The organism is Actinacidiphila bryophytorum, assembly GCF_016916835.1.
GTDB classification, from domain to species: domain Bacteria; phylum Actinomycetota; class Actinomycetes; order Streptomycetales; family Streptomycetaceae; genus Actinacidiphila; species Actinacidiphila bryophytorum.
Window position 1 is genome coordinate 582,110 of record NZ_JAFFIX010000001.1, and the last position, 19,438, is coordinate 601,547.

At 73.4% G+C, this 19,438-nt stretch carries 19 protein-coding genes and 1 tRNA gene; 9 read left to right on the forward strand and 11 right to left on the reverse strand.

Annotation, left to right across the window (positions count from 1 at the left end):
* Positions 1-392: 392 nt before the first annotated feature.
* On the reverse strand, positions 393-1,022 hold the full coding sequence (locus JT723_RS02435) for a nucleoside/nucleotide kinase family protein (protein ID WP_205042623.1): 630 nt from the start codon (positions 1,020-1,022) through the stop codon (positions 393-395).
* A gap of 40 nt (positions 1,023-1,062) precedes the next feature.
* Here JT723_RS02435 and JT723_RS02440 point away from each other — a divergent pair, with 40 nt between their 5' ends.
* Positions 1,063-1,725 carry an O-methyltransferase gene (locus JT723_RS02440; RefSeq protein ID WP_205042624.1) on the forward strand — a complete coding sequence of 221 codons (663 nt, stop codon included), beginning with the start codon at positions 1,063-1,065 and terminating at the stop codon, positions 1,723-1,725.
* 19 nt (positions 1,726-1,744) lie between these two features.
* Here JT723_RS02440 and JT723_RS02445 read toward each other — a convergent pair whose 3' ends face one another.
* Positions 1,745-2,290 carry a DUF4383 domain-containing protein gene (locus tag JT723_RS02445; protein ID WP_205042625.1) on the reverse strand — a complete coding sequence of 182 codons (546 nt, stop codon included), beginning with the start codon at positions 2,288-2,290 and terminating at the stop codon, positions 1,745-1,747.
* Between the two features lie 113 nt (positions 2,291-2,403).
* Between JT723_RS02445 and JT723_RS02450 the strand changes: the two genes are divergently transcribed.
* Positions 2,404-2,631, forward strand: coding sequence for an FmdB family zinc ribbon protein (locus JT723_RS02450; RefSeq protein ID WP_205042626.1), 228 nt, complete (start codon positions 2,404-2,406; stop codon positions 2,629-2,631).
* Positions 2,632-2,646: 15 nt separating this feature from the next.
* Here JT723_RS02450 and JT723_RS02455 read toward each other — a convergent pair whose 3' ends face one another.
* Entirely contained in the window at positions 2,647-3,888 is a 1,242-nt protein-coding gene (locus JT723_RS02455) for a coiled-coil domain-containing protein (protein WP_205042627.1), read from the reverse strand.
* Positions 3,889-4,056: 168 nt separating this feature from the next.
* Between JT723_RS02455 and JT723_RS02460 the strand changes: the two genes are divergently transcribed.
* The 3 genes from JT723_RS02460 to JT723_RS02470 all read left to right on the forward strand — a co-directional run bounded on the left by JT723_RS02460 (position 4,057) and on the right by JT723_RS02470 (position 5,805).
* Positions 4,057-4,128: transfer RNA gene (locus JT723_RS02460), tRNA-Val, on the forward strand.
* A 641-nt stretch (positions 4,129-4,769) separates the two neighbouring features.
* A complete protein-coding gene (locus tag JT723_RS02465; RefSeq protein ID WP_205042628.1) occupies positions 4,770-5,036 on the forward strand; it encodes a hypothetical protein in 267 nt (88 codons plus the stop codon).
* A 19-nt stretch (positions 5,037-5,055) separates the two neighbouring features.
* A complete protein-coding gene (locus JT723_RS02470; RefSeq protein ID WP_205042629.1) occupies positions 5,056-5,805 on the forward strand; it encodes a bestrophin-like domain in 750 nt (249 codons plus the stop codon).
* 107 nt (positions 5,806-5,912) lie between these two features.
* On the opposite strand, the gene JT723_RS02475 is transcribed toward JT723_RS02470, so the two are convergent.
* On the reverse strand, positions 5,913-7,331 hold the full coding sequence (locus JT723_RS02475; protein WP_205042630.1) for a family 2B encapsulin nanocompartment shell protein: 1,419 nt from the start codon (positions 7,329-7,331) through the stop codon (positions 5,913-5,915).
* A 157-nt stretch (positions 7,332-7,488) separates the two neighbouring features.
* A complete protein-coding gene (locus JT723_RS02480) occupies positions 7,489-8,172 on the reverse strand; it encodes a DedA family protein (RefSeq protein WP_205042631.1) in 684 nt (227 codons plus the stop codon).
* Positions 8,173-8,839: 667 nt separating this feature from the next.
* Here JT723_RS02480 and JT723_RS02485 point away from each other — a divergent pair.
* Positions 8,840-9,421 (forward strand): TMEM165/GDT1 family protein, encoded by a 582-nt coding sequence (locus JT723_RS02485; RefSeq protein WP_205042632.1) that lies wholly within the window; start codon positions 8,840-8,842, stop codon positions 9,419-9,421.
* A 16-nt stretch (positions 9,422-9,437) separates the two neighbouring features.
* Here JT723_RS02485 and JT723_RS02490 read toward each other — a convergent pair whose 3' ends face one another.
* From JT723_RS02490 to JT723_RS36035, 3 genes are all read right to left on the reverse strand, one after another.
* On the reverse strand, positions 9,438-10,088 hold the full coding sequence (locus JT723_RS02490; RefSeq protein WP_205042633.1) for an HAD-IA family hydrolase: 651 nt from the start codon (positions 10,086-10,088) through the stop codon (positions 9,438-9,440).
* Between the two features lie 120 nt (positions 10,089-10,208).
* Positions 10,209-10,721: a hypothetical protein gene (locus tag JT723_RS02495; RefSeq protein WP_240165000.1), complete on the reverse strand. Its 513-nt coding sequence runs from the start codon at positions 10,719-10,721 to the stop codon at positions 10,209-10,211.
* Positions 10,722-11,157: 436 nt separating this feature from the next.
* Positions 11,158-12,201, reverse strand: coding sequence for a peptidoglycan-binding domain-containing protein (locus JT723_RS36035; protein WP_205042635.1), 1,044 nt, complete (start codon positions 12,199-12,201; stop codon positions 11,158-11,160).
* A gap of 178 nt (positions 12,202-12,379) precedes the next feature.
* Between JT723_RS36035 and JT723_RS02505 the strand changes: the two genes are divergently transcribed.
* The 3 genes from JT723_RS02505 to JT723_RS02515 all read left to right on the forward strand — a co-directional run bounded on the left by JT723_RS02505 (position 12,380) and on the right by JT723_RS02515 (position 15,731).
* The gene (locus JT723_RS02505) at positions 12,380-14,431 is read left to right on the forward strand and encodes an MFS transporter (protein ID WP_240164896.1); all 2,052 of its coding nucleotides are present in this window, start codon (positions 12,380-12,382) and stop codon (positions 14,429-14,431) included.
* An 86-nt stretch (positions 14,432-14,517) separates the two neighbouring features.
* Positions 14,518-15,237 (forward strand): hypothetical protein, encoded by a 720-nt coding sequence (locus JT723_RS02510; protein ID WP_205042637.1) that lies wholly within the window; start codon positions 14,518-14,520, stop codon positions 15,235-15,237.
* Positions 15,234-15,731 (forward strand): hypothetical protein, encoded by a 498-nt coding sequence (locus tag JT723_RS02515; protein WP_205042638.1) that lies wholly within the window; start codon positions 15,234-15,236, stop codon positions 15,729-15,731. Before JT723_RS02510 ends, JT723_RS02515 begins: the two co-directional genes overlap by 4 nt.
* Here JT723_RS02515 and JT723_RS02520 read toward each other — a convergent pair.
* From JT723_RS02520 to JT723_RS02530, 3 genes are read right to left on the reverse strand one after another with little or no spacing between them, the layout of a single operon-like run.
* Positions 15,715-16,581 (reverse strand): ECF transporter S component, encoded by an 867-nt coding sequence (locus JT723_RS02520; protein ID WP_251512821.1) that lies wholly within the window; start codon positions 16,579-16,581, stop codon positions 15,715-15,717. The genes JT723_RS02515 and JT723_RS02520 overlap by 17 nt on opposite strands.
* Entirely contained in the window at positions 16,578-18,191 is a 1,614-nt protein-coding gene (locus tag JT723_RS02525; RefSeq protein WP_205042639.1) for an ABC transporter ATP-binding protein, read from the reverse strand. Before JT723_RS02525 ends, JT723_RS02520 begins: the two co-directional genes overlap by 4 nt.
* Positions 18,188-19,336: a CbiQ family ECF transporter T component gene (locus JT723_RS02530; RefSeq protein ID WP_205042640.1), complete on the reverse strand. Its 1,149-nt coding sequence runs from the start codon at positions 19,334-19,336 to the stop codon at positions 18,188-18,190. The genes JT723_RS02525 and JT723_RS02530 overlap by 4 nt, the downstream gene beginning before the upstream one ends.
* Positions 19,337-19,438: the final 102 nt, after the last annotated feature.

A 19,438-nucleotide genomic window follows, 5' to 3' on the forward strand; every position in this document is an offset into this window, starting at 1 on the left:
CCCCTGGGTGATTGCCACTTGCTGTGGCGTTGCCTTTCCCCCTGCGGGGTGGGGGGCGCTCCGTTCTCCCCCAGAGGGGGTACCCCCACGCGCCCCTAAGCACGCTCACCCTCCGCGGAAGGGCGAGGCCCCTGGCAGGGGCCATTGCTGGGCGTAGGAGGACGCAGGCCCAAAGGGGCGCGGGGAACTGCGCGCCCCGTCACGATGCACCGGAGGGTGCGAGCTCACCGCAAGTGGCAATCACCCAGGGGCGCGGGGAACTGCGCGCCCCGTCACGACGGCGGGAAAGTCGACCGCGCACCGCAAGGGGCAATCACCCAGGGGCGCGGGGAACGGCGCGACCAGCCACGACGGTGGGAAAGTAGGCGACGCCACTGCAAGTGGCACCCACCTCACGGGTCCCGGGGGGACACGACCCTGGTGCAGAAGGGGCGAGTCAGCTCGACCCGTCTGGCGTTCAACCGCTCGCTGGACGCGATGAAGGCGCGCGCTTCGGCCTCGGTGCGCCCACCCCGCACATGCCGCCGCAAAAGGCGGCGCTCGCGCAGCCGGCGCGGTGTCTCGACGTACCAGAGTTCGTCGAGGAGATCGCGGACCTGCCCCCAGCCGGGCCCGTCGTCGGCGAGGTAGTTGCCCTCGGTGACGACGAGCGCGGTGCCGGCGGGGACGACGAGCCCGGCGGCGACCGGTTCGTCGAGCCGCCGGTCGAAGTCGGGCGCGTAGACGGGCCGGGTCCGCTCGGAGCGGAGCCGCCCGAGCAGGGCCACGTATCCGTCGACGTCGAAGGTCTCCGGCGCCCCCTTGCGGTCGCGCAGCCGCAGCCGGTCCAGCTGGGCGTTGGACAGGTGGAAGCCGTCCATCGGGACGTACGCCGCCGTGCCGGCGCCGAGCCGGTCGTTGACGCCCGCGACGAGCCGCCGGGCAAGTGTCGACTTGCCGGCAGCCGGCGCGCCCGCCAGCCCCAGCAGGGCGCGGCGGCCTGGAATGCTGGGCACCAGGGCGACCGCGTCATCGACAAGCATCCCGTCACCCTAACCAAGCGCCACACATCGGAGCAGACACTTGTACGAAACGAAGAACCCGCAGCTCACACCGGAGCTGTACGCCTACGTCCTGGACCACAACCCGCCGCTGGACCCGGTCCAGCGCGGGCTGGTCGAGACCACGCACCGCCGCCTCGCCGGGGTGGCCGGCATGCAGACCGCCGAGGAGCAGGGACCCCTGCTGGCCTTCCTGGTGCGGCTGACCGGTGCCCGCCAGGTCGTCGAGGTCGGTACCTTCACCGGTTTCTCCACGCTGTCGATGGCGCAGGCGCTGCCCGAGGGCGGGCGGCTGATCGCGTGCGACATCTCCGAGGAGTGGACCGCGGTGGGCCGCGAGGCGTGGGAGCGGGCCGGTGTCGCGGACCGTATCGACCTGCGGATCGCCCCGGCGATCGACACACTGCGGGCGCTGCCCGCGGGGGAGTGGATCGACCTGGTCTTCCTGGACGCCGACAAGGAGTCCTACGTGGACTACTGGGAGGAGCTGGTGCCGCGGATGCGGCCCGGCGGGCTGCTCGTGGTCGACAACACCCTCTACCACGGTGACGTCGCCGACCCGGCGGCCACCGGCGGCGGCGCGGCCGTGCGCGCCTTCAACGACCGTGTGCGGGCCGACGACCGGGTGGACGACGTCCTGCTGACCGTCGCCGACGGCCTCACGCTGGCCCGCAGGCTGCCGTAGCCGCAGCCTCGTGTACCGGTCAGTGCTGGGGGAGTCCGCGGCGGGGCGGCGGCCTCCTGGCGGCCGCCGCCGCCCGCTCCCTGGCGTGCTGCTCGCGTGCGGCCTCCTCCGGGTGGCGGCGGATCCAGTACGGGTTGTCGTGCGGCAAGCCGCCGGTGACCCGCCCGTACAGTCCGAAGAACAGCAGCAGGAGCCCGACGCCGAAGCTGAACAGCACGTTCGACATCTTGAACGCCAGCAGGTTGCTGTCGGTGTCCAGCAGCGCCAGGTTCACGAAGCCGCTGATCAGGAAGGCGCATCCGACGCAGATGTTCAGCGTGGAGGCGAAGTTGCCGCCGATGACCATGCCGACGAAGAGCAGCGCGCCGATCACGATGGAGATCGTGCTGAGCGCGCCGTTGGAGTTGAGCCCCGCGATCCGCTCACCGGCCTTCGACATGAACGACACGTGGTTGAGCAGCCCCAGGATGCCGAAGACGACGAGAATCAGGCCCATCGCGCCCGCCCCGAAGCGGTAGACCTGGTTCAGCCGGTGGTCGACGGGGAGGTGGTCGTCGAGTCGCATGGGCGCCTCCTTCGGGGGCTGGACTCGTCGAGGACGCCGTTGCCTCAAGGATAGGTCGGGGGTGCCCCCGCAGCACCGCGGCGACAGCGGGCGCCGACCGCTACCCTGAGGCCATGCCTCGTTACGAATACCGCTGCAAGACGTGCGGAGCCACCTTCGAGATGCGCCGCCCGATGTCGCAGTCCGGCGCCCCAGCGCCCTGCCCGCAGGGCCACGGCGACACGGTCAAGCTGCTGTCGACCGTCTCGGTGGGCGGCACGGCCTCCGCGGCCGGTTCCGCCGCGTCCGCACCGGCCCCCGCGGGCGGCGGTGGCTGCTGCGGTGGCGGCTGCTGCAGCTGACGGGCGGCGGGACGGTCAGCGGCCCGCGGCCCGGTCCTCCCTGATGTTGGACACCACACGGTTCGCCGTCTCCCGGACGGCGGCCGTCTCGGTGAGGAAGGCCCAGTAGTCGGGGTGCCGGCCCTCCAGCGCGGCCAGCGCCCGGTCGAGCCTGGCCACCGCCTCGTCGAGCGGCCTGGCGTGCCGCGGCTCCGGCGTCGTACGGCCCTGCATCGCCAGCCGCTGGGCGTCCCTGATCACGAAGCGGGTCTTCTCGACCTCGGCCTTGGGGTCCTTGCTGACCTCGTTGAGCCGGCGCAGCCGGTCGCCCGCGGCCCCCACCGCGCCGTCGACGTCGTCCATCAGCGCGCGCACCGAGGCGAGCTTCGCGGTGGCCTGCGCCCACTGCTGCCCGTCCCGCGCCCTGCGCGCCTCGGCGAGCGCCGTCTCCGCCTGCCGTACGGCCTGCGCGGCCTGCTCGGGGACCTGCTGCAGGTCCTGCCAGCAGGCAAGCGAGAACCGCCGGCGCAGTTCGCTGAGCACCGGCGCGACGCCCTCCGCCCGGGTGCCGAGCGCCTGCACGCGGGTCCGCAGCGACACCAGCCGCTTGTCGATCTCCCTGGCCTGCTCCGGCAGCCGCTCGGCCTCCGCCCTGACCGCCTCCGCCTTGCGGCGGATGTCGTCGGCGCGCTGCACGGTCTCCTTGACGCCGTGCTTGGCTGCGCCCTCGTTGAGCTTGGTCAGCTCGGGCGCCAGCGCCGCCAGCCGGGACGCCAGCTCGTCGGCGGTGATGCCGGCGGCCCGCACCGCGTCGAGGGCGTTGCTCGCCGCGAGCAGCGACTGCTTGGCCCGCTCCCTGGCCGGCGCGAGCCGGGCGAGCTGGGTCTCGGCGCGGTTCAGCAGCGGCGTCATCGTCGACTGGTAGCGCTCCAGCTCGGTCCTGGCGTTGACCAGGTCGTCCTTGGCGCGGGTCAGTTCGCTGACCGCCCGGGAGGCGGACGCGTGGTCCAGCTCGTCCCGGTCCAGGTCATGGGCGTCGACGGTGGCGATGTAGGCCGCGCTGACCTGGTCGATCTTCTCGCCGAGGGCGCGGAAGCCGGACAGCGCGCGGCTCGCCTCGGGGGACTGCTCGACGGCCGAGATCGTCTCGATGGAGATCTCCAGCTCGCGCTGGGCGGTGTCCAGCTCGTAGAAGGCCTGGGCGGCGGCGTCCTTGGCCGCCAGCGCCTCCGCACGCAGGTTGTCGCCGCGCCGCCACCACGAACGTGCCGTCGTCACAGTGACTCTCTCTCCCCGCGTTCGCCCACCACCGTCCGCTCCATACTCCCACCCGGCCGCCCCGAACACACGGCCCGGTCGGCCTGCCGCACTCTCCCCGTACGCGCCCCCGCATGCGCTTGCCCACCCGCCCCCGCGGCGGGGTAACCTGTGACGTCGCAATCTCCGGGGCGTGTAGCTCAGTGGTAGAGCGCCGCCCTTACAAGGCGGATGTCGGCGGTTCGAAACCGTCCACGCCCACCCCTCCCTCTTCGCCCGGGTGCATTCCGGGCCGCCCCGGCGCCGGCTCGCACGAATGATCGAGTGTTTGGTGCCGGTATTACTCCTTTCGGGGAATGCTGTACGACTGTCGGCGCGTCGTGCGCCGGGGTGCTGACGATGAACGCGTGAGCCTTTCCAGGGGGAAGCGCATACGCGCGTGGGCGGCACTTGCCGTGGTGACGGCGGCCGTGGGGTCGTGGGGGTTGTGCGGGGCGGCAGCGGCTGCCCCCGGCCATCCGCGTCCGCCGGCGCCCGTCGGCATGCCCGCCACCGTTTCCGTACGCCTGCCCGTTCCGATGGCCGCGCCCGCGGGCGTGGCCGTGTCCTTGCACCGTCCGAAGCCGCCGCATGTCCATGTGCCCGACCACGGGCACAGACCGAGGCCCGAACCCGGGCCTCCGCACAAACCGCACAAGCCCCACAAGCCGCGGCCCGCGTACTGGTGCGGGCGGTGGCATCCGCACTGGCACTGGCCGCCGCCGCTGCACTGCCACAAACCGCCGCCGCCACCGCCGCCGAAGGTGACGCCCAAGCCGCGGCCCGTGCACACGGTGAAGCCGGCGCCCAGGCCCGCGCCCAGACCGGCCCCGAAACCGGTGCCCAAGCCCGCGCCCAGACCCGTGGCCAAACCCGTGCCCAAGCCGGCGCCCAAACCCGTACCGAAGCCCGTGCAGCGGCCCAGGCCCGTCGTCAGGCACGCGCCCGCGCCGAAGCCGGCGCCGCCGGCCGTCGTGCACTGGCCGCGGCAGAAGGTCGAACCGGCCGCGGCACCCGAGCCGCACCGGCGGAAGCTGACGACCACGCTGCTGCTCACGACGGTGCCCGGGCTGCTGGCCGCCGCCGTGCTCAAGCCCGGCTCAGGGGCGTATCGCAGGAACAACCGGTAGGACGCGAGGGGGAGTTCACATGTCGCAATGGGTGGTACTGCTGATCGCGATGGCCGCGGTCTGCGCGGTCGTCGTCACCGTCGTCGTCCTCAGGCAGCGCAGGATCTCCGAGGACGACGATCCGAGCGAGACGCCGGACGTCATCGAGTACATGGTCATGATGATCGGGGTGATCTACGCGATCGTGCTGGGCCTGGCGATCGCCGGAGTGTGGGAGGGGATGGGCGGGGCGCAGGCCGACGTGCTGGCCGAGACGCAGGCGCTGCACGAGGTCAAGGTCCGGGTGCAGGTCTACCCGGCCGATGTCAGGGACAAGGTGCGGGCGGACGTCGACGCCTATGCCGCGTTCGTCGCCGACAAGGAGTGGTCCTACATGCGCCACCACGGCGAACTATCGCCGCGGGGAACGGAGTTGCTCAACCAGGTGCGCACCGACGTCACGACCTTCGACCCGAAGAGCGACCTGGCGGCGCAGGCGTACCAGCCGGTGGTGGACGAGGTCGCCGCGGCCGACACGGCGCGGGCCTCGCGCGGCCAGAGCGCGGGCTCGACGATGCCGGGGGTGGTCTGGTTCGGTCTGATCACCGGCGCACTGGTGACCGTCGGGCTGATCTTCACGCTGCAGATCAGGCGGTCGGCGAGGGAACTGCTGCTCGCCGGGCTCTTCAGCGCGCTCATCGCCTTCCTGCTGTTCCTGATCTGGGACCTGGACGCGCCCTTCGGCAGCGGCCTGGCCGTCTCCTCCGACCTCTTCCGCCAACTGCTGTGAGCATGTGAAGCGGCCCCGCGCACAGGGCGGTTCCGCACACGAGGCGGCCCCGCCGCCCGGTCAGGTCCGGGCGGCGGGGCCTCGTGACGGGCGCTCGGCGCCGCCGCTCAGCGCCAGTTGGACACGTTCACGTTCTCCAGCACGCCCAGCGCGTCGGGCACCAGGACGGCCGCCGAGAAGTACGTGCTGACCAGGTAGCTGATGACCGCCTTGTCGTCCACCCCCATGAAGCGGACGTTCAGACCGGGCTCGTACTCGTCGGGCAGACCGGTCTGGTTCAGGCCGATCACACCCTGGTTGTCCTCGCCGGTGCGGATCGCGATGATCGAGCTGGTACGGGCCTCGGTGACCGGGATCTTGTTGCAGCTGAGGATCGGGATACCGCGCCAGGCGGGCACGGTGGAGCCGTGGCACTCGACGGGGTCGGGGTAGATGCCGGCCCGCGTCCACTCGCGCGCGATGGCCGCGATGGTGCGGGGGTTGGCCAGCAGGTAGCGGGTGCCGCGGCGGCGGCTGATCAGCTCGTCCAGGTCGTCGGGCAGCGGCGGCCCGGCGTGCGGCTGGATGCGCTGTTCGTACTCGGCATTGTGCAGCAGCCCGAACTCCGGGTTGTTGATCAGCTCGTGCTCCTGGCGCTCCCGCAGCGCCTCGACGGTGAGCTTGAGCTGCTCCTCGGTCTGGTTCATCGGCTCGTTGTAGAGGTCGGCGACCCGGCTGTGGACGCGCAGCACGGTCTGGGCGACGCTGAGTTCGTATTCGCGGGGCTTGACCTCGTAGTCGACATACGTGGCGGGCAGCTGGGCCTCGCCCTTGTGCCCGGAGGCGAGTTCGATGTTCGCCTCGCCGCGCCGGTTGGCCCGCTGCTGCGGGATCGACCGGACCGCCTCCAGGTGCTGGCGCAGCGGCCCCGCCTGGGCGAGCAGCTGCTCCAGCTCCTGCCGGCCGAGAGCCAGCACGGTGGTGGCCGCCGCCGCCCGGACGGTGAAGGCCCACTCGCCGTCCCCGGTCAGCAGCGCCTGCTCGCCGAAGTGGTCGCCGTCGGCGAGGGTGCCCAGCCGGTTCTGCTCGCCGTAGGACCCCTCGCCGAGCTTCTCGACCTTGCCGTGGGCGATCAGGTAGACCGTGTCGGCCGGCTGCCCCGCCTCCGCCAGGACGTCACCGGGGGCGAACTCCCGCTGGACGAAGCGGTCGGCGAGCGCGGTCAGCGCCTCCTCGTCGCCGAAGGAGCGCAGCGCCGCGATCTCGCCCAGTTCCTGTGGGATGACCCGGACCTGCGACCCGGTCTTGACGAACGTCACCCGGCCGTCGCCGACGGCGTAGCTGAGCCGCCGGTTGACCCGGTAGGTGCCCGCGCTGACCTGGACCCAGGGCAGCACCTTGAGCAGCCACCTGGACGAGATGCCCTGCATCTGGGGGGTGGACTTGGTCGTCGTGGCCAGATTCCGCGCGGCGGCCGTATCGAGGCTCGTACGCGCTGCATCCTGCGGATTGCCGTGTGCGGTGTCCTGGCCCGCATCAACCGACATGTGCATGTCCTTCCCGTATGGGGGTGATACGGGAGTATTCTTTCGGTGACGCTGCGTGCTTGCCTATTGCCGTATCGAGTGAGAATACTTTTGACGTCGGTGGGGGAGTGCCACGCAAAGCGCCCGCCGGCGGCCGTTCACGGCGCCAGGCGGGCGGTCAGAGGGCTTCGACGACCGAGCTGCGGTCGGGGCCCGCGGCGGCCTGAGGGGGGATCGTCAGCGGAACCGCCGCATAGGCTGCGGCCATCGCCGTACGGCGCTCGCGACGGAAGACGTAGGCGGCGAAGGCGCCCGCGCCCAGCAGCGCCACGAAGGACATCAGGGTGCCGAGCCAGCTCGCGCCGAGCCACTCGCCGCCGACCCAGCCCAGCCCCACGCTGTAGGTGGCCCAGCACACGCCGGCCAGCGCGGACCACGGCAGGAACTCCCGGGGGCGGCGGCGGGCCGTACCCGCGCCCAGGCTCACCACGCTGCGGCCCGCGGGGGCGAAGCGGGCGAGCACCACCAGGGCGCCGCCGCCGCTCGCCAGCACCTGGCCGAGCCGGTCGTGCGCGGCCGCCAGCCGCCGCGAGGAGGCCATCCGGCGGTCGAACCAGTCGCCGCCGCGGAAGGCCACCCGGTAGGCGATCAGATCGCCCAGGCAGGACGCCACCGCCGCGCAGGCCAGCAGGGCCAGTACGTCGAGGATGTCGTCGCTGGTGCCGGAGGAGCCTGCGGTCGCCGCGCTGACCACCAGCACACCGCTGGGCAGTACGGGGACGAAGACGTCGAGGAGGACGGACAGCGCCACGAGCACGTAGATCCACGGCCACTCGAAAAGAGAGCCCAGGCCTTGCAGCACCGCGCCTCCTCGTCCTTCGCCAGTCCTACGCGTCGTTGTCGGGTCCTGTCGGGTCCTGCAATGCCGCTGGGAGCGTGTGCCGATGCCTGGCGGTGCTTGATCCGTGCGGTGCCTTATCCGTGATCTGCCCGTTTGTGCTGGTCAAGGCCTTGCGGAGCTGTCAGTGCCGGTCTCGCGTCAACGGCGGCGGATCTTCATCCACCGTCAGCCGTACAGCGTACGCCAGCATGGGCCGGCGGTACCGATCAGGGTGCGTGACGTACGAGACAATCACGACGTTGTCACGGCAGGAATACTTCCCGGAACAACGTTCCGGCTTCCGGGGAAGCGCCCGCGCCGCGGCATCACCGCGCCGGCGCCGAACCTGCTCCCATGGTGCAGGAAAAGTGCCGGTGCTGAAATCTGCCCAGGTCGGGCGTCCCGTACACTGGTGGGCAGCAGAAGGGGAGTAGCTCTTCGCCGGACCGTCGACATACTGCCCGGGTCCTCGAGCGGCGCCGAAAGGCGCGACAAGAGGCCGGGGCCGGCGCCCGGAGGCAGCGATACGGAAACGTGACGCGGCCAGCGAGACCTTCGGCCGCAGTGTTCCGACGCTGCCGTGCCGAAGCGACCCCTTTTCCGTAGGTCTCTCGGCAGGGCAGCCCCTACCGATCGAGGAATCCGACCCTTGCTCAGCCTCAGCGTCATCGCCGTCGTCTTCGGCGTGATCTTCCTGGCCGAACTCCCCGACAAGACGGCGCTCGCCGGTCTCATGCTCGGCACCCGCTACCGGGCCTCCTACGTCTTCGCCGGCGTCGCCGCGGCCTTCGTGGTCCACGTCGCGCTCGCCATCGCCGCGGGCTCGCTGCTGACACTGCTGCCGCACCGCTGGGTGCAGGGCGTCGTCGGCCTGCTCTTCCTGGGCGGCGCGGCGATGCTGCTGTTCTCCAAGGGCGACGACGAGGAGACCGTCAAACCGCCCGCCGACCAGAGCTTCTGGAAGGTCGCGGGCACCGGCTTCATGCTCATCCTGGTCGCCGAGTTCGGCGACCTCACGCAGATCATGACCGCCAACCTCGCCGCCCGCTACGACGACCCCGTCTCGGTCGCCGTCGGCGCGGTGCTCGGCCTGTGGGCGGTCGCGGCCCTGGGCATCTTCGGCGGCCGGATGCTGATGAAGCGGGTGCCGCTGGCGCTGATCACCAAGATCGCCGCCGGTGTGATGGTCGTGCTGGCCGCCTTCAGCCTCTACGAGGCGATCGCGGGCTGAACGGCGGGCGGCGTGCTCAGCCCACCGTGACGGTGAGCACGCCGCCCGCCGCTGCCACCACCACGTCCTCCAGCGAGGCGGCATGGGCGGAAGGCCCGAAGGCGGCGGCCCGCGGCCCCACTCCCACCACCCGCATCCCCGCCGCCCTGGCCGCCGCGATGCCGACCTCGGCGTCCTCGAAGACCAGGCACTCCTCGGGTGCGAAGCCCAGTTCCGCCGCGCCCTTCAAGAAGCCCTCCGGGTCCGGCTTGCCGGCGCCCACCCGCTCCGCGGTCACCCGCACCGGCGGCAGCGGCAGGCCGGCCGCGCCCATCCTGGCCAAGGCCAGCTGCTCGCCCGCCGAGGTCACCAGGGCGTGCGGGTGCCCGGTCAGGGCGGCGAGGAAGGCGGGGGCGCCGGGGACCGGGACGACGCCTTCGAGGTCGGCGGTCTCCTCGGCGAGCATGACCGCGTTCTCGGCGTAGTTCTGCGCCATGGGGCGGTGCGGGAGCAGTTCGGCCATCGTGGCGTGGCCCTGCCGCCCGTGCACCACCCGCAGGACCGCGGCCGGGTCCAGGCCCTGCCGGACCGCCCAGCGCGACCAGCAGCGCTCCACCACCGCGTCGGAGTCGACCAGCGTCCCGTCCATGTCGAGCAGCAGGGCGCGGGCGGTGAACACGGACGGCATGGGGCTCCCTGGAACGGTGCGAGACGTACTCAGTGGTCCCGCCCGCCGGTCAGGGTGAGCGGGCGGAACCACTTTGTTCCTCGAACATACAAAATATTCGGGGGCCGCGCCACCCCGGGCTCACGGCGGGTCGGTGAACTGCAGAAGACCCCAGGTGAAATGGGCGACGATCCGCTCGCCGGTCACCGGAGCGGTCAGCGCGAGGCGCGCCCGGCTCGGGGCGTCCGCCGGCAGCGGGGCCGCCGGCGGGAAGGCGCGGGCCACGTCGTCCACGACGCACGACCACGGGGTCAGGTCGGCGACGCTGCTCAACCGCGGTGGCTCCGCGCCGGGGGCGCGGACCAGCCACTCGTTCCACACCGCCGTGCCGCCGGGGGCGCACAGCACCTCCCACCGCAGGTCCGGCCACAGCGGCAGCCGCCACAACATGGCCCTGCACCGCAGGTCGCCGACCTGCCGCTCGACCTCCTGCTCGGGCGGCCCGAGCATCACCCGGTAGCCGCGCTCGCCGCGGGGGTGCGACGTGCTGCGCAGGCGGGCCTGCCACTTGTTGTGCGCCTCGCGCAGGTCGGCGTGCGAAGCATTCAGCGCCCGCAGGGCGCTGTCCACCAGCTCCGGGCGGTGGTCCTGCATCCGCCGCAGCACGGCGAGCTGAAACTCGCCTACTCCGTAGCCCCTCACCCCCCCGACGCTACGCCCCCGCCCCGCCCGACCCGGCGCGTGGCCGACCGCGCAGTCCCCCGCGCCCCTGGGTGGTTGCCACTTGCCGTGGCGTTGCTTTCTTCCCGCCCGTCCGGGCGGGGCGCGCAGTTCCCCGCGCCCCTCAAAAACGCTCACCCTCGCAGGCAGACGGCGCCGCCTGACGGCGCCGGCCTCTGCGAGAGAGGGCACCCCTCAGGGGCGCGGGGAACTGCGCGCCCAATCACCCACGCACCGGGACTGTGAACGCAACAGGATGTGGCACCCACCTGGGGGCGCGGGGAACTGCGCGACCAGCCACCACCGCACCGGGAGGTGCAAGCTCACCGCAAGGGGCAGGCGCCCGGGGGCGAGGCCCCCCGGGTGGGGGTCAGTGGTTGTGGTGGCCCTCTGAGGGGGTGGCCGCGAGGAGGGCGGCGCGGGTGGCCGGGCCGTAGACGCCGGAAGGGTCGCCCTGGACGCCGTACCAGACCTGGAAGGTCGCCACCGCGTGCTCGACGTCGGAGTCGTACTTGCCGTCCATCGGCCCGTGGTAGACCCACACCGCGGTCAGGCGGGCCTGAAGGTCCTGGACCTCAGGCCCGCTCGCCCCGAGCTGGAGCACGCCCGGCGTGGAGGAGCCCCCCGGCGGGGGCGGCGTGCTGGACGGCGGCGGTGTGGCCGTCGCGGTGGCGGTCGCGGTGGCCGTGGGTGAAGGGGACGCCGGGGTGGTGGAGGGCGGCGCCGTCGTGGACGGCGTCACCTTGGGCGCGGGAGTGGTCGTCGCCCGCATCGGGTGATGCGGTGTGACCTTCACGGGCTCGGTGACCGCCCCCGGCGCCGCCCCCGCGGGAAGGGTGACGTCGGGCGCTGCCGACGCGGGCTCGGGCAGCGCCCGATCCGTGCCGTTCTGCTCCTCGCCCATGACCGAGCCGGTGACGGCGACGGCCCCGGCGGCGAGCGCGGACGCGGCGACGGCCGCCGCGGCGACCACGATGCCGCGTCTGCGCCTGCGGTGCCTGCCGTGGGCCGCGGCCACCGCGGCGGCCGCGGCGTCGCGGGCGCGCCCGTCGTCGGCCGGGTACTCCTGGGGCGCCCCGACGACGGCGTAGGCCGCGGGGAAGAGCCCGAGGTCCTGCGTGGCGGGACCGCCGTCCGCGGCGCCGACGTCGATGAGCGGCCGCGCGGTCGTACCGCCGCCGAAGGTGTCGTCGTGCTCGCCGGCGACGTAGGGGCGTACCCGCAGCGGGTGGAAGCCCTCGGTCACCGCGAGGGCGGCGGCCCGTTCCGCGGAGCGCTCGGCGGCCCTGACCTCGCCGTCGACCTCGATACCGCCGTCCTCCGTGACCTCGGCGTACTCGCTGGTCACACCGGTCTCACCGGTGTCGTCAGGCTCGTACGGCCCTGCCGTTCGGTCCGGCTGCTGCGGCGCCACTGGGTTCCCCTCCCGCCGTCGTTCGCGCGTTCGCAAAGACGTGTCAGTGATTATGCCGATACCCCATGCCGCCGCATACCCGGTCCCTCCCCGCTGGCCCATTCCCACAGGTCGTATCACCGCAAACGGTGCGAATATGAGAGTCCGACCGTCGGGGGGCGACGCGAGGAGCCGTTCGATGGCGCAGGACACCAGTACGGCCGCGGTGCCGGGCGCGGAGCAGGACCGGCGCCAGGTGCGGATCGCGATCGGTGCCCTCGCCCTCGGCCTGCTGCTGGCCGCCCTCGACCAGACGATCGTGTCGACCGCGCTGCCCACCATCGTCAGCGAACTGGGCGGCATCGACCACCTGTCGTGGGTCGTCACCGCCTATCTGCTCGCCTCGACCGCCGCCACCCCGCTGTGGGGCAAGCTCGGCGACATGTACGGCCGCAAGCGGCTGTTCCAGACCGTCATCGTGATCTTCCTGATCGGCTCCGCGCTGTGCGGAATCGCCCAGAGCATGGGCGAGTTGATCGCCTTCCGCGCGCTCCAGGGCCTGGGCGGCGGCGGGTTGATCGCGCTGTCCATGGCGATCGTCGGCGACATCGTGCCGCCCCGCGACCGGGGCCGCTACCAGGGCGTGTTCGGCGGGGTGTTCGGCGCGGCCAGCGTGCTGGGGCCGCTGCTCGGCGGGGTGTTCACCGAGCAGCTGTCCTGGCGCTGGGTGTTCTACATCAACCTGCCGATCGGCCTGGTCGCCCTCGCCGTCATCGCCGCCGTCCTGCACATCCCGGTGCGCCGCACCTCGCACCGCATCGACTACCTCGGCATGGCGACGGTGGCCGCGGCCGCCACCTGCCTGGTGCTGGTCACCTCGCTCGGCGGCACCACCCTGGACTGGGGCTCGCCCGCGATCGTCACCCTCGCGGTGGTCGGCGTGGCACTGGTCGCCGCCTTCGTGCTGATCGAGCGCCGCGCCGAGGAACCGGTGCTGCCGCCGCGGCTGTTCCGGGTGCGGACCTTCGTGGTGTGCTCGGTGATCTCCTTCATCATCGGCTTCGCCATGTTCGGCGCCATGACGTACCTGCCGACCTTCCTCCAGGTCGTGCACGGCTACTCGCCGACGCTGTCAGGCGTGCACATGATCCCGATGGTCGTCGGCCTGCTGATCGCCTCCACCGGCTCCGGGCAGATCATCAGCCGCACCGGCCGCTACAAGGTCTTCCCGATCCTGGGCACCGCCGTGACCGCGGTCGGTCTGCTGCTCCTGCACCAGCTCGACGAGCACACCGCGACCTGGCTGATGAGCCTGTACTTCTTCATCTTCGGCTTCGGCCTCGGCATGGTGATGCAGGTGCTCGTGCTCGCCGTGCAGAACGCCGTCGGCTACGAGGACCTGGGCTCGGCGACCTCGGGCGCGACCTTCTTCCGCTCCATCGGCGCGTCCTTCGGCGTCTCGGTCTTCGGCACCATCTTCACCAACCAGCTGCGCGACAAACTGACCGCCGCACTGCGCGGCGTCCCCGTACCGCCCGGGTTCGACCCCGGGCAGCTGCAGGCCGACCCGAAGGCCATCGCCGGGCTGCCCGCCGCGATCAAGACACCGGTGATCCACGCCTACTCGCAGGCCATCACCACCGTCTTCCTGTACGCGATCCCGGTCGCGCTGGTCGGCTTCGCGACGGCCTGGCTGCTCAAGGAGCAGCCGCTGCGCGGCAGCGTGACCGTGCCCGACGCCAGCGAGACGGTCGGGGTCAACCCGGTGGAGCGGTCCTCGCTGGACGAGATCGCCCGCTGCCTGTCGCTGCTCGGCAGCCGGGACGCCCGCCGCGACCTCTACACCCGCATCACGCGGCTCGCGGGCCTCGACATCCACCCCGCCACCAGCTGGCTGCTGCTGCGGCTGGTCCACGACGGCAGCGCCGACCCGGTGGAACTCGCGCGCCGCACCACCGTGCCCGCCGACGTCATCGAGAGGGCCGCCGTCGAGGCGGAGACCCGCGGCCTGGCCGTACGCGAGGGCAATCCGCTGGCCCTCACCGCGTCGGGCAGTGCGGTCGCCGAACAGCTCATCGAGGCCAGGCGCTCGGTCCTCGCGGGCCTGCTCGGCGACTGGGACCCCGCAGGGCACGAGGAACTCGCGGCGCTGGTACGCAAGTTGAGCGGCGAGTTGTGCGCCGGGGACTCCGACCACCCGGAGCGGCGGGCGGCCCGCACGAAGCCGGCCGCCACCGGGGAGGCGGTGTAACCGCATAGGGGGCAGGGGGTTTGCCTTCCGCAAGCGCGGCAAACCGACCGTCTGGAGGGTGACACCCGGACAGACGGGAGCAGACCATGTCCACAGGAGCGATCATCGCCGTCGCCGCGGCGGTCGTCATCGTGGCGGCGATCGCCGCCGCGGTGATGCTGCAACGCGGTGGCGGCCCCCTGCTCAAGCGCCGCTTCGGACCCGAGTACGAGCGGGTCCTGGCCCGGCACGACGGTTCCACCCGCGCCACCCGGCGCGAACTCGCAGAACGCGTCAAGCGCTACCGCGGCATCGAGCTGCGGCCGATGAGCGCGCAGACCAGGGAGCGGTACGCGGCCCGCTGGTCGGCGGTGCAGGCGCGGTTCGTGGACGATCCGGCCGACGCGGTCGGAGCCGCGGACACGCTGATCGCCGAGGCCGCGGTCGAGTGCGGCTACCCCGCCGCCGACTCGCCCGAGCACGTCGACGCGCTGTCCGTGCACCACCCGCACCACGTCCAGGGCTACCGCGAGGCCCACGCGGCCGCGCTCGCCCACGGCAAGGGCCGCCGCCTGGACACCGAGGCGCAGCGCAAGGCGCTGGTCGCCGCCCGCGGGCTCTTCGACGAGCTGATGGCCCGCGCCGACGCGGGGCCGTCCGTTCCCCCCGCCCCGGCCGCCGTACCGGAACCGGAACCGGCGGAGCCGCCCGCGGCGGCCGGGGAGCCCAAGGCCGCGGCAGCCGACGGGACGACCTCGCGGTCGGCGCTCGGCAAACGGTTCGCGGCACTCACCGCACGCGGCGGGAAGACGGAGGCGCACCAGTGAGGGACACCGAGACGGCTGCGGCGCAGTCACCGCAGACCGACGAACGAGCGACGGAGGACGGCGGCCCGCAGCGCGAGACGCGCAACGCACCGCGGTCCGAGGGCCGGGCGGGCACGGACCGGCGGCCCGGGGAGCGGGGGCGTACGGACCCGGCGTCCGAGGAGCGGGCGAAGAAGCACCTGGCCGGTGCGCCCGCCGCCACCGCGGCGCCGCAGGCCGCGGAGGACCCGGCTGTCGGCGGGGGCCAGGCGGCCCGGGTGTTCGGGCGGCGGATGGACCACGCCGTCCACGACTTCGTGGAGGACCCGCGGCGGGCGGTGCGCGAGGCCGACGCCGTACTCGACGAGGTCATCGGGCGCGTGCAGCAGGCACTGGAGGCGCGCAGGCAGGCGCTGCGGGAGGGCTCGGCACCCGGCGCCGACACCGAGGCGCTGCGGGTCGCGCTGACCCGCTACCGCGACCTGACGGGCAGCCTGCTCACCCTCGCGGAGTAGCCGCGGGCTCCGGCTCCGGGGGCGTGAACTCCGGGGCCGGAGCGAAGGACGCGCGGCGGGTGGCCCGGCGCAGGGCCTTGAGCAGGGTCGGGCCGAGGGTGAAGGACAGCACCGCGGTCAGCGCCGCCCGCGGCAGGTCCCAGCCCAGCGAGGTCGTCAGGCAGTAGGTGGTGAACCGGGCCAGGTTCGCGGCGAGCGACAGGTGCGGGGAGTAGCTCACGTTCGAGGCGAGGCCCGCGATGTAGGGCCAGCCCTGGAGGTTCATCACCGTGCCGTACGCCACCGCGGCCACCGCACCGTACGCGGCGAGCATCAGCAGCTCGCGGCGCCCGCGCATGCCGGGCCGCGGCAGCAGCCCCGCCCCCATCGTCACCCACCCCATGGCGAGCATCTGGAAGGGCAGCCACGGCCCGACGCCCCCGGTCAGCAGCGCGGAGGCGAACATCGTCAACGAGCCAAGCGCGAAGCCGAACCCGGGTCCCAGGACCCGCCCCGACAGCACCATCAGGAAGAACATCGGCTCGATGCCCGCCGTGCCCGCGCCCAGCGGGCGCAGCGCCGCGCCCGCCGCGGCGAGCATGCCGAGCATGGCGACAGCCTTGGGGTCCATGCCGTTGTCGGCGATCGTGGCGATGACGACGGCGACCAGCAGCGGCAGCAGCGCCGCGAACAGCCAGGGTGCGTCCGCGCTGTGGGCGGCGACCGCTGACCCGTGCGCGGCCAGCAGCGGCCAGCAGAACGCGGCCACCCCGATCAGCGACACCAGCCCCAGCACGACGACCGCCCGCGCCCCGAGCCGCACCGCGTCCGTACGCCCCGCCTCCTGCCCTGCTTGCCCGAGACGGGTCACGGGGCGGCCTCCAGGGCGCGGGTCACCTGCGTGACGGTCAGCCAGGGGGAGGGCGCGAGGATCTTGGCGGTCTGCGGCGCGAAGGCGGGCGAGGACAGGACGACGTCGGGGGTGGGGCCGTCGGCGACCACGTCCCCGTCGGCGAGTATCACCACGCGGTCGGCGAGGTCCGCCGCCAACTCCACGTCGTGGGTGGCCAGGACGATCGCGTGGCCCGCGGCGGCCAGCGACCGCAGCAGGCCGACCAGCCGGGACTTGGCCGCGTAGTCGAGGCCGCGGGTCGGCTCGTCCAGGAGCAGCACCGGCGGGCTCGCGGCCAGCACGATCGCCAGCGCGAGCGACAGCCGCTGGCCCTCGGACAGGTCGCGCGGGTGGACGTCGTCGGGCATACCGGGCAGCAGGTCCTCGACCAGCGCCCGGCAGGTGCCCGGCTCGGCTGCGGCGTCCCGGTCGGCGGCGGTGCACTCGGCGGCGACGGTGTCGGCGTAGAGCAGGTCGCGCGGCTCCTGCGGGACCAGGCCGACGCGGCGGAGCAGGTCCGCGGGCCGGGTGCGGTGCGGGACCGCGCCGCCGACGGTGACGGTGCCCCCGGCCGGGGTGTGCAGGCCGACCAGGGTGGACAGCAGCGTGGACTTGCCCGCGCCGTTGCGCCCCATCAGCGCGACCGTCTCGCCCGCCCGCACGCTCAGGTCCACCTCGCGCAGCGCCTCGGTCCGCCCCCTGCGCACGGTCAACCGCTCGGCGCGCACCAGGAGTTCGCCGGAGGCATCGGGACCGGGGGCCTCAGGCGCGCGGTCCGCGAGGCGCTCCCGCAGCGGTCCGGCCGCGCGGCGGGCGTCGCGTATCGACAGCGGCAGCGGCGACCACCCGGCGAGCCGCCCCAGCGCCACCACCGGGGGGTGCACGGGCGATACGGCCATGATGTCGGCGGGTGCGCCGATGACCGGCGGGGCGCCGGGGGAGGGCAGCAGGACGACCTGGTCGGCGTACTGCACGACGCGCTCCAGGCGGTGCTCGGCGAGCAGCACCGTCGTGCCCAGGTCGTGCACCAGGCGCTGCAGGACGGCCAGCACCTCCTCGGCCGCGCCCGGGTCGAGCGCGGACGTCGGCTCGTCCAGGACCAGCACCTTCGGGTGCACGGTCAGCACCGAGCCGATCGCGACCCGCTGCTGCTGCCCGCCCGACAGCGTCGCGATCGGGCGGTCGCGCAGCTCGGCCAGGCCCAGCAGGTCGAGGGTCTCCTCGACGCGGCGCCGCATCGTCTCCGGGGCCACGCCCAACGACTCCATGCCGTAGGCGAGTTCGTCCTCGACAGTGTCGGTCACGAAGTGCGAGAGCGGGTCCTGCCCCACCGTGCCGACGACGTCGGCGAGTTCACGCGGCCGGTGGGTGCGGGTGTCGCGGCCCGCGACGGTGACCCTGCCGGTCAGGTGTCCGCCGGTGAAGTGCGGCACCAGGCCGCTCACCGCCCCCAGCAGCGTGGACTTGCCCACCCCCGACGGCCCCACGACAAGGCACAACTCGCCCTCGGGCACCTCGATGTCGACACCCTGGAGCGCCGGCGCCGCGGTGTCCGCGTAGCGGAAGGAGACCTGCTCGAAACGGATCACCGCAAAGCTCCCCTCGGGGCGGCGACGGCCGGGACCAGGCCGAGCAGCACGCAGGCCGCGGGCCACAGCGGGAGGGTGGGCTCGGCCAGCGGCACCGCGGGCGGGTCGAGAGCGGCGGGCGCGTACGCGGTGGCGGCGATCATCGCGGCCGCCACCGCGGCGCCGGAGCCCGCCACCAGCCAGGCGCGGGCGCCCCACGGGTCGGGCCGGTAGCGCGTACGCGGCGATCGCCGCCCGCCCAGCCGCAGCCCCGCGACCGCCGCCGCCAGGCCCACTAGCAGCAGCGGCAGCCCGTACCCGGCGCCCACACCCGAACCGCCCGCGGCCAGCAGGCCGTACGTGCCCGCACAGATGCCCAGCAGGCCGCCGACGGTCAGCGCGGCCGTCGCCCGGCGGACGGCGGGCGCCACGTTCGCGGTACGGCCGTATCCGCGGGCGTCCATCGCCGCGGCCAGTGCCACCGAGCGCTCCAACGCGCCCTCCAGGACCGGAAGTCCGACCTGGAGCAGTGCCCGCACCCCCCGGTCGTCCCGGCCGCGCAGCCGGCGGGCCGCCCGCAGCCGCGCCACGTCCGCGACCAGGTGCGGGGCGAACGTCATCGCCACGACGACGGCGACACCGGCCTCGTAGAGCGCACCCGGCAGCGACTTCAGCAACCGGGCCGGGTTCGCCAGGGAGTTGGCGGCCCCGACGCAGACCAGGAGGGTGGCCAGCTTCATACCGTCGCGCAGCGCGAAGACCACGGACTCGGCCGTCACCCGTCCGCCCAGCCGCACCCCCTGCGCCCAGCCGGGCAGCGGGACCTCCGGCAGCGTGAACAGGGTGTGCGTCCCCGGGATCGGCGAGCCGAGCACGACGGCGAACAGCAGGCGGATCGCCAGGACGGCGACCCCCAGCCGCAGGAAGGTCCCGTACGAACGGGACCACGGCGCGTCGGTCCTGCGGGCGGCGACGACGTAGCCGGCGACGGCGGTGAGCAGAGCCAGGAGCAGGACGTTGGTCGTCCTGCTCGCTGCGGTGGCCAGGCCCAGCGCCCAGATCCACCACGCGCCGGCGTGCACGTGCACGCCGGGCCTTGCCGTTCGGGGCGGCTCAGCCCCGTGGATGCCCCGCGGCTCGGGGGCGGCAGCCCGTCCGGGTGCCATGTGCGGTTGGTGCGCGACCTTCTCGCCGTGGTGGGTTGCTCGCGCCGTTCCTCGCACCCCTGGGTGGGTGCCACTTGCGGTGGTGTTGCCTTCCTCCCGCCG